The 13139-nt window shown below is 63.3% G+C and carries 12 protein-coding genes; 10 read left to right on the top strand and 2 right to left on the bottom strand.

The genetic code is table 11. The features are described from left to right. The first annotated feature begins 47 nt into the window (after positions 1–47). Positions 48–1034, top strand: coding sequence for an SDR family NAD(P)-dependent oxidoreductase (locus tag CXQ93_RS04120; RefSeq protein WP_181036046.1), 987 nt, complete (start codon positions 48–50; stop codon positions 1032–1034). A gap of 41 nt (positions 1035–1075) precedes the next feature. On the opposite strand, the gene CXQ93_RS21030 is transcribed toward CXQ93_RS04120, so the two are convergent. Then, positions 1076–2572 carry a glutamyl-tRNA reductase gene (locus CXQ93_RS21030; RefSeq protein WP_308470604.1) on the bottom strand — a complete coding sequence of 499 codons (1497 nt, stop codon included), beginning with the start codon at positions 2570–2572 and terminating at the stop codon, positions 1076–1078. A gap of 163 nt (positions 2573–2735) precedes the next feature. On the opposite strand from CXQ93_RS21030, the gene hemE reads away from it, so the two are divergent. From hemE to CXQ93_RS04170, 9 genes are all read left to right on the top strand, one after another. Next, complete coding sequence (hemE, locus tag CXQ93_RS04130) at positions 2736–3791, top strand: uroporphyrinogen decarboxylase (RefSeq protein WP_104109244.1); 1056 nt, start codon at positions 2736–2738, stop codon at positions 3789–3791. A 55-nt stretch (positions 3792–3846) separates the two neighbouring features. After that, positions 3847–5379: a protoporphyrinogen oxidase gene (hemG, locus tag CXQ93_RS04135; RefSeq protein ID WP_104109245.1), complete on the top strand. Its 1533-nt coding sequence runs from the start codon at positions 3847–3849 to the stop codon at positions 5377–5379. A gap of 73 nt (positions 5380–5452) precedes the next feature. After that, complete coding sequence (gene hemQ, locus CXQ93_RS04140; RefSeq protein ID WP_104109246.1) at positions 5453–6148, top strand: hydrogen peroxide-dependent heme synthase; 696 nt, start codon at positions 5453–5455, stop codon at positions 6146–6148. Beyond that, positions 6145–7308: a ferrochelatase gene (locus CXQ93_RS04145; protein WP_104109247.1), complete on the top strand. Its 1164-nt coding sequence runs from the start codon at positions 6145–6147 to the stop codon at positions 7306–7308. Before hemQ ends, CXQ93_RS04145 begins: the two co-directional genes overlap by 4 nt. A gap of 17 nt (positions 7309–7325) precedes the next feature. Further along, positions 7326–8309, top strand: coding sequence for a hydroxymethylbilane synthase (gene hemC / locus CXQ93_RS04150; protein WP_104109248.1), 984 nt, complete (start codon positions 7326–7328; stop codon positions 8307–8309). After that, complete coding sequence (locus tag CXQ93_RS04155) at positions 8306–9301, top strand: uroporphyrinogen-III synthase (RefSeq protein WP_181036047.1); 996 nt, start codon at positions 8306–8308, stop codon at positions 9299–9301. The genes hemC and CXQ93_RS04155 overlap by 4 nt, the downstream gene beginning before the upstream one ends. Positions 9302–9315: 14 nt before the next feature. Further along, on the top strand, positions 9316–10296 hold the full coding sequence (gene hemB, locus CXQ93_RS04160) for a porphobilinogen synthase (RefSeq protein WP_104109249.1): 981 nt from the start codon (positions 9316–9318) through the stop codon (positions 10294–10296). A gap of 40 nt (positions 10297–10336) precedes the next feature. Then, complete coding sequence (gene hemL, locus CXQ93_RS04165; RefSeq protein WP_104109250.1) at positions 10337–11656, top strand: glutamate-1-semialdehyde 2,1-aminomutase; 1320 nt, start codon at positions 10337–10339, stop codon at positions 11654–11656. 109 nt (positions 11657–11765) lie between these two features. Beyond that, entirely contained in the window at positions 11766–12314 is a 549-nt protein-coding gene (locus CXQ93_RS04170; RefSeq protein ID WP_104109251.1) for an MOSC domain-containing protein, read from the top strand. Between the two features lie 85 nt (positions 12315–12399). Here CXQ93_RS04170 and CXQ93_RS04175 read toward each other — a convergent pair whose 3' ends face one another. Then, positions 12400–13137, bottom strand: coding sequence for an amino acid ABC transporter ATP-binding protein (locus CXQ93_RS04175; RefSeq protein WP_104109252.1), 738 nt, complete (start codon positions 13135–13137; stop codon positions 12400–12402). Positions 13138–13139 lie beyond the last annotated feature (2 nt).

The following is a 13139-nucleotide window of genomic DNA, read 5'->3' on the forward strand; positions in this document are numbered from 1 at the left end:
GCTTCCTCACGCATGGAGGAGCTAAGAACTCAACGAAGAGGCGCATCATGAACCGCAGTGACCTGCAAGAAACGCCGCAAATGCCCCTGAATTCGGGGTTTGGTCACCACAGCACGGCGGCTTCTGTGCTGGAGGACATGGACTTATCGGGGTGCGCGGCTATTGTGACAGGCGGCTACTCGGGGCTGGGCTTGGAAACTGTGCGAGCGCTGGTGAGTGCAGGGGTGGAGGTCAGCGTTCCGGCCCGCCGAGCCGATCACGCCCGCGGGGTACTCGCGGATGCGGAACTGGGCAATGTGGCGGTATTTGAGATGGATCTGGGCTCGCAGGACAGTGTGAAACGGTTCGCCGCACAGTATCTTGACTCGGGCCAGCGGCTGGACATCCTGATCAATAACGCCGCGATCATGGCGTGCCCGGAGACGCGCGTGGGGCCAGGCTGGGAAGCCCAATTTGCCACCAACCACCTAGGTCATTTCACTCTGGTCAACGAGCTGTGGCCGGTGCTTTCCACAGATGGTGCGCGGGTGGTGGCGTTGTCCTCAACGGGTCATAAACGCTCGGGCATTCATTTTGATGACCCGCAGTTTACGAGTGGATACGATAAATGGGAGGCCTATGGTCAGGCCAAGACTGCCAACAGTCTTTTCGCCGTGGAACTGGACGCGCTCGGGGCGCAGAGTGGCGTGCGAGCTTTTGCCGTCAACCCCGGCGGCATCATGACAGGGCTGCAGCGTCACCTGACACAGGAGGAGATGGTGGCCGCCGGCTGGATGGATGCCGCTGGTACCTTGCGAGAAGGGTTTAAGAACACGCAGCAGGGTGCCGCCACTTCTGTCTGGGCCGCGACCTCGCCACTTCTGGATGGCCATGGTGGGGTCTACTGCGAGGACTGTGACATTGCCGCGCCCACCGATCCGGCCTCGGAGCTGGCCCGGTTTGCCGGTGTGGATGCCCACGCCGTTGACCCCGAGAGCGCCAAGCGACTTTGGGAGTTATCGGCGGAACTGACAGGCGTCAACGCCTTCGGCTGAGTTGCGGCTGCGGCTGCGGTTAGTGGCTTAGGGCCACTTGCTCAGGCGGTTGCTTTTCTCGCCGGGTCTGTCTGGGTCAGCGGGGTGAGATGGCTGGCGGAGGTGAGGGGGACGCCGTCGTGCTCTACAGCGGAGTCCGTGACCCGGGTGTTCACGGCGGAGCCAATCACCTCGGGGGTGAGCTTGAGGCCGTACAGGACATCAAGGGCGGCAAGGTAGCTTTCGGAGTCGCCTGCGGCGGCCAATTCCTTGGCCCGGACAGTGGGCACATGCAGGAGCTGCTTAACCATCCGGCGCATGGCCAGCTCCACCTCGGCCGTAGCGGCGTTGCAACCATGTTGCTTGCGAACCTTGGCAAGTTCATCATCCAGAACACCCATGGTGTGCCGGCGCAGAGCCACGATGGCGTGATCCAGCGACCTGGCGTTTCTGGCTTGTTCAAAGTTGCTGGTGGCTTCATCGACCATGGCGGCGGCTTGGGCCAAGGTTGATTCCTGCTCCGCCGGGGCTGCCTGCCGGACGGTTTCCAGCGTCAACAAATCCACGCCTGGAATCTCTGCCACATCGGGAGCGAAATCGTGAGTCAGGGCAAGATCGATCACCGTCAATAGCGGAGAATCGGCGTGGCGCAACTGTGCTAAATCAGTGCCCGTGATCTGGTGACCTGAGCCGCTGCAACCTACCAGTAGCGAGGCACTTGCCAGGGCTGCAGGGAGGGACTGCTCATTGAGGGCCGTGCCGCCGCGCGAGGCCGTGAACGTTTCGGCTCGGCCTGAGGAGGAGTAGACCGAAATGTCGGTGCAGCCGCGCTGCATTAGCTGGGCCATGGCTGCCCCGGCGTAGGCGCCCGTGCCGAACAAAACCGCAGACTTTCCGGCGAGTGGGCTGGCTGCTGCAGATGGTGAGGTGGGCCCACGGCCGCGAGGGTCCCGCGGCGAGCTTGCGAGCAGGGGGAGCGGCCGGGGAGCGTTGGGCGACACGCCGACAGGATGTGAGGGAGCGTTTTGCAACTCGGCGGCGAGGTCCAGGGCAACCGAAACGATCGACATGCCGCGGCGGCCCAACGCTGTCTGGGCGCCCACGTCTTTGGCGGTCTTGGCGGCGGACTGGAAAAGCCTGACCAATGATGGCGTGGTGGCGCCTTGATCCTGAGCAGATGCCAAGGCGCGGCGTACCTGGCCGGCAATTTCTCGTTCGCCCACCACGGCGGATTCCAGCCCGGTGCTCACAGCAAAAAGGTGACGGACTACGGCGTCGCCCTGCAGCGTGGCCAGAGCCTGTGAAACTTGGGATTCGGCCAGTCCGGAGTGCCGGCTCAGGGCTTCAATGGCCGTACTGCGCGCGGATTCGAGATCCTCGCCGCTACTTGCCTGAACATAGAGCTCGTAGCGGTTGCAGGTGCTCAAGGTGACCAGCCCCGCTACGGCGTTGGTGTCAGCGGAGAGCTCAGCACTGGCCGCCGCGGCCCCGGCACTGAGGCGGGCAACGGTTTCCAGATCAATGGAGGAGTGAGAGGCTACGAGCGAAAAGAGGACCACAATTTCACTATGGTAGTCCCCCAAGCTGGGCGTTTATGCACAGGAACTCTCAGATCGTCACCAAAAATTGTGATGCTACTTACCTGTGAGTGCGGGGCCACACTCTATTACGGTGACAGTTTGTGCACAAACAATGCCCAGATTGGCTCTGTAGGGTGGTGCCATGACTCTGAGCCCCAGCCACCCCCTGATGGATGGCCGCACCGCACATTCCCCATTGATCACCGCCTACAGGGGCGAAAAGCCCAGCCGCAACCCTGTTTGGTTCATGCGCCAAGCAGGACGCTCACTTCCTGAATACCGCGAACTGCGGGTTGGCACCACCATGCTGGAATCGTGCCTCAAGCCGGCCATGGCCGCTGAAATCACGCTCCAGCCCGTGCGCCGTCACGGCGTCGATGCCGCAATCTTCTTTTCCGACATTGTCATTCCGCTGAAGCTCGCTGGCGTGGGCGTGGACATTGTCCCCGGCGTGGGCCCGGTACTGGATAAGCCCATCCGTACCGCTGCTGACATTGCTGCTTTGCCCGAGCTGACGGACGCATCCCTTGACCCGATCCGTGAGGCCGTTGCGCTGACGGTTGCCGAATTGGGAAGCACTCCGTTGATCGGATTCGCCGGGGCACCCTTCACGGTGGCTGCCTACATGGTTGAAGGCAAGCCGTCCCGCGACCACCTAGGCCCGCGCACCATGATGCACGCGCAGCCCGAACTGTGGGCGGAACTGATGAACTGGGCCGCCGACGCCTCTGGAAAGTTCCTGCGCGCCCAGATCGAAGCTGGCGCCAGCGCGGGTCAGCTCTTCGACTCCTGGGCAGGGTCCCTGGGACTGGCCGATTACACCGCACATGTGGCCCCGGCGTCGTCCCGGGCCTTTGACCACGTTCGCGATCTGGGCGTTCCGCTGGTCCACTTCGGCACCGGAACCAGCGAACTTCTAGGTGCCATGCACGCGGCCGGCGGCGACGTCATGGGCGTGGATTACCGTCTGCCGTTGGACGAGGCGAACAGGCGTCTGGGCGGTACCGTGCCGCTGCAGGGCAACATCGATCCGGCGCTGCTCACCGCTCCGTGGGAAGTCTTGGAGAGGCATGTTCGCGAAGTGCTGGCGGCTGGCGCCAGCGCTCCCTCACATGTGGTGAACTTGGGGCATGGAGTGCCGCCGGAAACAGATCCGGCCGTCCTGACTCGCCTCGTTGAATTGATCCACTCCATCTAGCACCCGGGCCATCGGCCCGCACCAGTAAGCCGTTCCAGTCGCAAAAGGGGAGACCATGGAAAACCGCAGACTCGCAGCTAAGGCCCAGAAGCCACAGAGCCATCCGGCTCCCAACCAGGCAGTGGTTGTGGGTGGCGGAATTTCCGGGCTGGTGGCGGCACTGGACCTGCAGTCAGCCGGTTTTCAGGTCAGCATTTACGAGGCCGGCTCCGCGTGGGGTGGCTGCGTTGGCGTTCATGAACTGGCCGGCGTCAAGCTCGATAGCGGTGCGGAATCGTTTGCGACGCGGAACACGGCTGTGGCGGATCTGGCGGCCGAGCTGGGGCTGGGGTCAAAGATCGTGACCCCGGATCCAGCCGGCGCCTGGGTGTGGCTGCCCGATGGCCCTGTGCCGCTGCCGCGCACGGGAATCCTTGGCATCCCCTCAGACCTCACAGCCCCCGAGGTCAAGGTTGCCCTGGGTGCCGCGGGAGTGCTGCGGGCCGCCCTAGACGCCAAAATGCCCGTCAATATTGGCACCACCGAGGCCGTGAGCAGTGTGGCCGATCTGGTGCGGCACAGGATGGGCAAGCGGGTGCTCGAACGCCTCGTGGCACCTGTTGTTGCTGGCGTGCATTCGGCCGATCCGGAACTGCTGGACGTGGATATGGTGGCTCCGGGCCTGCGTGCCGGCATTCGTGAACACGGATCCCTCGCCGCTGCCGTCGCCGCCCAGCGTGCCGGCGGAACTAAGCCAGGTTCTGCTGTGGGCGGGCTGGAAGGTGGCATGCACACGCTGATCAGCGCGCTCGTTGCGGCGCTGCAAAAGGCTGGCGTCGCCATGCATTCCGGGCACCGCATCAAGGCGATTTATCGCGGCGACACCGAGGAGCCGCAGCCGCAAGAAGCCGCGTACGACGGCGCTGCACCGTTGCGCTGGACCGTTGACTGGGAGCACGGAACAGATCGCGGCTTCGAGTCCGCCGACCTCTTGGTAGTGGCTACCGATGGTCCAACCGCTGTCAAGCTCCTCGGTGCGGAAGTCCCCAATCTGAGCGCTTTTGCCCCGGCGCCGGGTCCTGACATTCGGCTCGTCACCCTTGTGGTGGATGTGCCCGAACTCGATTCGGCTCCGCGGGGCACGGGCGTCCTGGTTGCGCCCGGCGTGGACGGTGTCACGGCCAAGGCCCTCACGCACGCCACGGCCAAATGGGAGTGGCTGGCCGATGCCACAGGCCCCGGAACGCACATCCTGCGCCTGTCCTACGGCCGTGCCGGCACAAAACCGGCCGACGCCGTCCGGCTCACCGCCCGCACACCCAGCGATGAGGACCTGCTGAACACGGCGCTGCGTGACGCCTCAACGCTCTTGGGGATTCCCGTCACGGAATCCGATCTCCTGGGGTCAGACATTGTCCGCTGGCAAGGCGCACTGCCGTTTGCCGCCGTCGGACATCAGGGCAAAATTGCCAAGGTTCACGCCCTCGCCAATGACGTCCCGGGGCTGGTGTTGACGGGTGCTTGGATGAGCGGCAACGGCCTGGCCGCGGTGGTCAGCGGGACTCGCCGTCAGGTTCGCGCCGTGGTGGACGCAGCCGGCCGCGTGTGAGCTTGGCCACTTTCTACGCAATGTAGAGAACTCTGATTTAAGCTTTCGGGCCAATGGGTGCAAACTTGAAACCATGAGCCACACTTCTGCGCAAACTGTCACTAAAAATCCCGCCGAGACTCCGTTCACCTTGTGGACCGTGTTTAAGCGAACCGGATCCTTCACGGGTGGGGAAGCTGCGGTGAGCGAATTTGTTGCGCTCGTTGCCTCGCTGGCTGCCGAGAGCATCACCTTGCGCGGAGCCTACGATGTTTCCGCGATGCGCAACGACGCCGACATCATGGTGTGGCTTGTCGGCGCAGATGCGGAAGGCCTGCAGAAGGCTGTCCGCTCCATCCGTCGCACGGAACTGTTCGCCAACACCGAGATCGCCTGGTCCGCCATGGGCGTGCACCGCGAAGCAGAGTTCACCAAGTCCCACGCTCCTGCGTACATGGGCGACCACGCGCCCAAGGGTTGGGTTTGCGTCTACCCGTTCGTTCGCTCCTATGACTGGTACATCCTGCCAACTGAAGAACGCTCACGCATGCTGCGCGAACACGGCATGCTGGGTCGGGAGTACCCGCAGGTTCAGGCCAACACCGTCTCCGCGTTCGCCTTGGGCGACTGGGAATGGCTGCTGGGTCTGGAAGCGGATAACTTGGTCGATCTCGTCGACATGATGCGCAGCCTGCGCTACTCTGATGCCCGCCTGCATGTGCGCGAAGAGGTCCCCTTCTACACCGGCCGCCGCGTGAGCAGCGCCGAAATTGCCGAGGTACTACGATGAACAACCGCAAGGTAGCCCCCGCCGAATACGACGCAATTTTGCTGGCCTCCTTTGGCGGCCCCGAGGGCCAAGATGACGTCATCCCCTTCCTGCGCAATGTCACCCGTGGCCGCGGCATCCCCGATGAGCGCCTCGAAGAGGTCAGTCACCACTACCGTAAAAACGGTGGCATCAGCCCCATCAACGCCCAAAACCGTGCGCTGAAGGCGGCGCTGGAAGCTGAGCTGGCTGCCCGCAATATTGCCCTGCCCGTACTCTGGGGCAACCGCAATTGGGATCCTTACATCCCTGCCGTTTTGCAGGACGCCTACGACGCCGGTCACCGCAGACTCTTGATGGTCACCACGAGCGCCTACTCCTCATACTCCGGCTGCCGCCAGTACCGTGAAGACATTGGCATGGCCCTGACGGAGACTGGACTGGATGGCAAGCTGGCCGTGGACAAGGTGCGCCAATACTTTGACCACCCCGGTTTTGTTGAGCCCTTCATTGAAGGAACCGCAGCGTCCTTGACGAAGGTGCGCGCCGAGTTGGCCGCAGCCGGCACTCCGGAGGCGCCGGTGCACGTCATGTTTGCCACGCACTCGATTCCCACCAGGGATGCGGAAGCCTCGGGTAACTCCGAGCTGGAACTACGCGAATTCGCCGAGAACTCTGCCTACGTGGCGCAGCACCTCGCGGCAGCTGAAGCCATCATGGCTGCGGTTGACCCCTCTCAGGAATGGTCACTGGTTTACCAGTCCCGTTCGGGTGCTCCGCATGTGCCGTGGTTGGAACCGGACATCAACGATGCTCTTGCCGAAAAGGCCGCGGCTGGCACCAAGGGCGTTGTTGTTGTCCCCTTGGGCTTTGTCAGCGACCACATGGAGGTCCGCTGGGATCTCGATACCGAAGCCGCAGAAACGTGCGCCGAGTTGGGCCTGACCTTTGACCGCTCACCCACCCCTGGCACGCACCAGAAGTTTGTCAGTGGCCTCGTGGACTTGATCTGTGAACGCACCATTGAGAACCACATTGAAGAACGCCCGGCCATGACAAAGTTGGGGCCGTGGTTCGACGTCTGCAACCCGGGCTGCTGCGCCAACTTCCGTGGCGCGAAGCCTGCTATCTCAGAAGTGGGCAGCACCATAGGTCTGGTATCCGCGCCGGCTGGCTCCTGATCGCCGTGGCTGAAACAATGGCAAGTGTGAAAATTGGAACCCGCGGAAGCAAATTGGCCCTGAGCCAGACTCAACAGATCACCGATCAGCTCAGTGCAATCGGCGGCTTTGTTGCCGAGATCATCCCTGTTAAGACCGACGGCGACGTCCTCACCGGTCCGCTGTCTCAAATGGGCGGCACGGGCGTCTTCGCCGCTGCCCTGCGAGACACCCTCCTTAACGGTGGCGTTGATGTGGCTGTGCACTCGCTCAAGGATCTGCCCACGGCAGCAGTGCCCGGGCTGACACTCGGGGCCATTCCTGTGCGTGCCGATGCCAGAGACGCCTTGTGCTCTCGTGACGGACTCAAGCTTGCCGAGCTGCCTGTTGGCGCAACCATTGGCACGGGTTCCCCTCGCCGAGCAGCTCAGCTTCTGGCAGCCCGTCCGGATCTAGTCATCGTGGACATCCGCGGCAACGTGGATACCCGCCTGGCTCGGGTCCCCGGCTTGCCCGGCAACCCCGACGTCGAATGGGTAGATGGCAAGGTGGGTGACCTGGACGCTGTGGTGCTTGCAGCTTCAGGTCTGGGGCGGATCGGCCGGCTCGACACCGTCACCGAATTCCTCGAATCCGATGTCATGCTGCCGGCTCCGGGGCAAGGCGCGCTTGCGCTGGAATGCCGCTCCGCCGACGTCGATCTGACAGGGGTCTTGGGACAGTCACTCAACGCGGTGGATGATCACGACACGCGCCTGGCCGTCACTGCCGAACGCGCTCTTCTGGCCCGCCTCGAAGCTGGCTGCAGCGCACCCGTCGGTGCCCTCGCGCACCGCAAGGGCTCCATGCTCTACCTGGAAACTGTTGTCAGTTCCCTCGACGGCACCCGCTCCATGCGCCTGAAGAAAGCCACCGACGGTCTCACCACCGTCGGGGCCACCATCCTTGGCATTGAACTGGCCGAGGAACTGCTCGCCGGCGGCGCTGGCGACTTAGCGGATTTGGCCGGCTCCGCGAAATGACGCAAAGTGGCGGGGCCCCGCTGACCGGCCTGCGCGTGGCCGTGACCCGCAGTGCTGACCGCGCCGGTGCCATGGCTGATGCGCTGGCCGCAGCTGGCGCTGAGCCGGTTTTGGTTCCCGTCATCGACTTTGAGGTGGGCGAGCAAAAGGTACTCGGCGAATCTCTCCAGCGGCTGGCCGCGGGGGAGTACCGCTGGCTTGTCATCAGCTCCATCACCACGGTGCGGGCGCTGAAGCAATGGTGCGAGGCGGCTGGAACGTCACTGAACACTTTGATTCCGGCGGCAACCTCCGTCGCAACCATCGGACCTACCTCGGTCGCCGTTTTGGCGGCAGAGGGCATTCATGCGGAGCTGGCACCTGTTGATCTGCAATCGGCCGCCGGCCTCGTTGCGCTGTGGCCGGATTTTGATTCGTCCGACGGCGGATCCCCTCGAGTCCTACTGCCGCAATCCAACCTCGCCGAACCCACCCTGGTGGAAGGCATTGCTGCTCGGGGCTGGCAGCCCGAGATCGTCACGGCCTACCGGACCGTCGACTACCCGGCTCAGCCCGAGTTGCGCCTGACGGCGACGTTGGAGCCAAAGACTCCGGAGCGGGGATGGCGTGATTTTCTACCCTCGCCTCGCAAGCTCGGCGGGGAACCCTCGAAAATCTCTTACGAGGTCGCCCAGCGACCGAAGAAATCTTACTGCCCGCGAGGAGCCTTTGGCTCCAACGCCTACCCGTTGCTCACTCCGGCAGAAGCGGCACAGCATATTGCCGCAGGGGCGATTAACGCCGTCGTACTTGCCTCGGGAAGTGCTGCGCGCAGAGTGGCAGCCACCATGGCGCCACTGCCGGAGAGCTGCTTGGTCATCGCGATCGGCCAGCCCACCCGGGCCGAGGCCCAGCGCTTGGGCATGGTGGTTGCCGCGACCGCAGAGCACCCCACGCCTGAGGGCATCGTGGCCGCACTGGCCCTGGCCCACACTAATTTTCTAACCCAGTAAGTTACGGAGTCATCATGAGTTTCCCCCAGCAACGCCCCCGCCGCATGCGCACCACCCCCGCTATGCGACGTCTGGTCAGCGAGTACTCGGTGGCGCCGGCGGACCTTATTCTGCCGGTGTTCATTCGTGAGGATCTGAGCGAGCCCAAGCCCATCACCTCGATGCCTGGCGTGGTGCAACACACCACCGCCTCACTCATCGAGGCTGCGCGCGAGGCCGTGAAGCTGGGGCTGGGCGGCATCATGCTGTTCGGTATTCCGGCACAGCGCGATGCCACCGGGACCGCTGGCGTGGATCCTTTTGGCGTACTGAATAAGGCCATTCGGGATGTGCGTGCCGCCGTGGGTGATGACCTCGTAATCATGAGTGATCTGTGCCTGGATGAGTTCACCGATCACGGCCACTGTGGAGTGCTAGATTCCGCCGGACAGGTGGACAACGATGCCACCTTGGAGATTTACGCCAAGATGGCTGTTGCACAGGCCGCGGCTGGCGCGCACGTGGTGGCGCCGTCGGGCATGATGGATGGCCAGGTGGCCGTCATTCGCGAGGCTCTGGATGCCGCGGCTTTCACCAACGTGTCAGTGCTGGCCTACGCCGCCAAGTACGCCTCAGCGTTCTACGGCCCGTTCCGCGAAGCCGTTGATTCCCAGCTGGACGGTGACCGCCGCACCTATCAAATGGATCCCGGTAACCGCACCGAAGCCCTCTACGAAGTTGAGCTGGATCTGGCCGAGGGCGCCGACATCATCATGGTCAAGCCGGCCATGAGTTACCTGGACATCCTGGCTGACGTGGCAGCGATGAGTCCCGTCCCCGTAGCGGCCTACCAAATCTCCGGCGAGTACGCCATGATCGAAGCAGCCGCAGCGAACGGCTGGATCAACCGCCGGGGCGCCATCGAGGAATCGGTGCTGAGCATCAAACGAGCCGGTGCCACCATGATCCTCACTTACTGGGCGGCCGAACTGGCCGGCTGGCTGCGCGAAAACTAACGCTTCTCCTCCTTTCCAGACCCTTAGCCAAGGATTTTTCATGACCTCCTCGCAGGAACTTTTTGACCGCGCCAAGACCCTCATGCCCGGTGGGGTGAACTCGCCTGTGCGTGCTTTTGGCTCCGTGGGTGGTACGCCACGCTTCATGGTCAATGCCAAGGGCGCCTACCTCACCGACGCCGACGGCCGCGACTACGTGGATCTGGTGTGCTCCTGGGGTCCGGCACTGTTGGGCCACTCGCACCCGGATGTGCTGGCAGCCGTTCATGCCGCCGTGGACCACGGACTGAGCTTCGGCGCCTCCACCCCGGCTGAAAGCGAACTGGCCGCCTTGGTTCAGGGGCGAGTCGCCGGCGTGGAACGTCTGCGCATGGTCTCCACCGGCACCGAGGCGACCATGACGGCTGTGCGCCTGGCACGCGGCTTCACCGGTCGGGACCTGATCATCAAGTTTGCCGGCTGCTACCACGGGCACCTGGACTCGCTTTTGGCAGCGGCAGGTTCGGGGCTGGCCACTTTGGCGTTGCCCGGTTCAGCTGGTGTCACGGCTGCAACAGCTGCCGAAACGCTGGTGCTGCCGTACAACGATCTGGCCGCCGTTGAGGCAGCTTTTGCCACGCACGGTGACCGGATTGCTGCCGTCATCACGGAGGCTGCACCGGCCAACATGGGTGTTGTGACACCGAGGGAGGGCTTCAACGCGGGCCTTTCGCGCATCACCACCGCCCATGGCGCGCTGTTGATCTTGGATGAGGTCCTTACCGGATTCCGCACCGGACCTGCCGGCTACTGGGGCTTGACCGGCGGCGCGGCTGACTCCGCCGAGCGCTGGACCCCGGATCTGTTCACCTTCGGCAAGGTCATCGGTGGCGGTTTGCCCACTGCCGCACTGGGTGGCCGCGCCGACGTCATGGACTATCTGGCTCCGCTGGGCCCGGTTTACCAGGCAGGCACGTTGTCCGGAAACCCTGTTGCCATGGCCGCCGGCGTGGCCACGCTGACAGCTGCCACCTCTTCCGTCTACGCCACGGTGGATGCCCGCTCTCTGGAACTCTCAGCAGCCTTGTCTTCAGCGTTGTCCGCCGAGGGCGTTGACCACTCGATCCAGCGTGCTGGCAGCCTGTTCTCCGTAGCGTTTGGCACCTCGGCCTCCGGCGTGCACAACTACGACGACGCCCAGGCTCAGGATGTGTTCCGCTACGCGCCGTTCTTCCACTCCATGCTGGACTCGGGTGTGTACCTGCCGCCGAGCGTCTTCGAAGCCTGGTTCCTGTCCGCCGCACACGACGACGCTGCCATGAACCGCATCTTCGCGGCACTGCCAGCCGCAGCGAAGGCTGCAGCAGCCGCAACGGCGTAGCTTTTACGCACAATTGTCGCCGTTCCCGCATTTGCCGCCAATAGACCCTGTGGCAATATGCGGGAGCGGCGGCATTTCTCATTTCTGTGGTGGCGTCTAGACTGACCGGATGAACACCAATGCGCAGGTTTCAGCCGTCCACCTCGACACCTCTCATCGCTTCAGCAAGGAATCGGTGGGTCAGATTGACCTCGAGGCGGGGCTTGGCGTGACCGGAGATGCCCACCGCGGCGTCACTGTCCAGCACCTCTCGCGCGTCCGGGCAGATCCCACCGCCCCGAATCTGCGCCAGGTTCACTTGATACAGCAAGAACTCTTCGAGTGGTTGAAACCCAGAGGGTTCAGCGTTGCTCCCGGCGAACTCGGGGAGAATATCACCACCCGAGGCATCGATTTGTTGAAACTGCCGCGTGGCACCCTGCTGCACCTTGGCGACCACGCAGTGGTGCAGCTGACAGGCCTGCGCAATCCCTGCTCTCAAATCGAGAATTTCAGCCCTGGCTTGCTCAAAGAACTCGTTGGCCACGACGACGGCGGCACTGTGGTTCGCCGGGCCGGCGTCATGGGAGTGGTCCTCACCGGCGGCCCCATCCACCCAGGTGAGCCGATCGTCGTCGTACTTCCGGAGGGACCGCACGAGGCGTTGGAGCGCGTTTAGCCTTAAACGCCGCCGCTCCCGCATATTTCCGCCAGTAGAACTGCGGCAATATGCGGGAGCGGCGGCACTTTTCACCCCGTGGGTGTTACAAGACGTCCGAGAGGAAGCCTTTCAAACGATCAGTCTTCGGCTCGGTGAACAGCTGATCCGGCGAACCGGTCTCAACCACTACGCCGCCATCCATGAACGTCACGGTGTCGGAGACGTTGCGGGAGAAGCCCATCTCGTGGGTCACCACAACCATGGTCATGCCGCCCTTGGACAGATCGGTCATGAGCGCCAGAACGCCCTTGACCAGCTCCGGGTCCAAAGCGCTCGTGGCCTCGTCGAAGAACATGACCTCGGGCTCCATAGCCAACGCGCGGGCAATCGCCACACGCTGCTGCTGGCCTCCGGAGAGATTCCCGGGGCGGGCATCAGCCTTGTGCTTCAGGCCCACCAAATCAAGTTGTTCCATAGCCTTGGCATGCGCCTGATCCTTGGGCATCTTGCGAATCTTGCTCAGCGCCAAAGAAACGTTCGCCACCACAGTCTTGTGCGGGAACAAGTTGAACTGCTGGAACACCATGCCAATACGACGGCGGAGCTCGTCCGGGTTGTCCTGCAGGACGGATTTGCCGTCGAGGAGAATGTCACCTTGATCGGGTTCAATCAACCGGTTCATAACGCGCAACAGCGTTGACTTGCCTGAACCTGAGGGACCAATGACCGACGCCGTGGTGCCCTGAGGTACGTGCAGGTCAATGCCACGCAGTACCTTGTTGCTGCCGAAGGCGAGGTGGATATTTGTAGCTTCTAGAGAACCTGAATTAAAGTCGCTCATAT

Source organism: Arthrobacter sp. N199823 (genome assembly GCF_002929705.1).
Lineage (GTDB): Bacteria > Actinomycetota > Actinomycetes > Actinomycetales > Micrococcaceae > Specibacter.

Coding starts and splice junctions, on each gene's coding strand:
- hemG (WP_104109245.1), top strand. CDS start 3,847: ATGGAAAACCGCAGACTCGCAGCTAAGGCCCAGAAGCCACAGAGCCAT.
- hemB (WP_104109249.1), top strand. CDS start 9,316: ATGAGTTTCCCCCAGCAACGCCCCCGCCGCATGCGCACCACCCCCGCT.
- hemC (WP_104109248.1), top strand. CDS start 7,326: ATGGCAAGTGTGAAAATTGGAACCCGCGGAAGCAAATTGGCCCTGAGC.
- CXQ93_RS04155 (WP_181036047.1), top strand. CDS start 8,306: ATGACGCAAAGTGGCGGGGCCCCGCTGACCGGCCTGCGCGTGGCCGTG.
- CXQ93_RS04145 (WP_104109247.1), top strand. CDS start 6,145: ATGAACAACCGCAAGGTAGCCCCCGCCGAATACGACGCAATTTTGCTG.
- hemQ (WP_104109246.1), top strand. CDS start 5,453: ATGAGCCACACTTCTGCGCAAACTGTCACTAAAAATCCCGCCGAGACT.
- hemL (WP_104109250.1), top strand. CDS start 10,337: ATGACCTCCTCGCAGGAACTTTTTGACCGCGCCAAGACCCTCATGCCC.
- CXQ93_RS04120 (WP_181036046.1), top strand. CDS start 48: ATGAACCGCAGTGACCTGCAAGAAACGCCGCAAATGCCCCTGAATTCG.
- CXQ93_RS04170 (WP_104109251.1), top strand. CDS start 11,766: ATGAACACCAATGCGCAGGTTTCAGCCGTCCACCTCGACACCTCTCAT.
- hemE (WP_104109244.1), top strand. CDS start 2,736: ATGACTCTGAGCCCCAGCCACCCCCTGATGGATGGCCGCACCGCACAT.
- CXQ93_RS04175 (WP_104109252.1), bottom strand. CDS start 13,137: ATGAGCGACTTTAATTCAGGTTCTCTAGAAGCTACAAATATCCACCTC.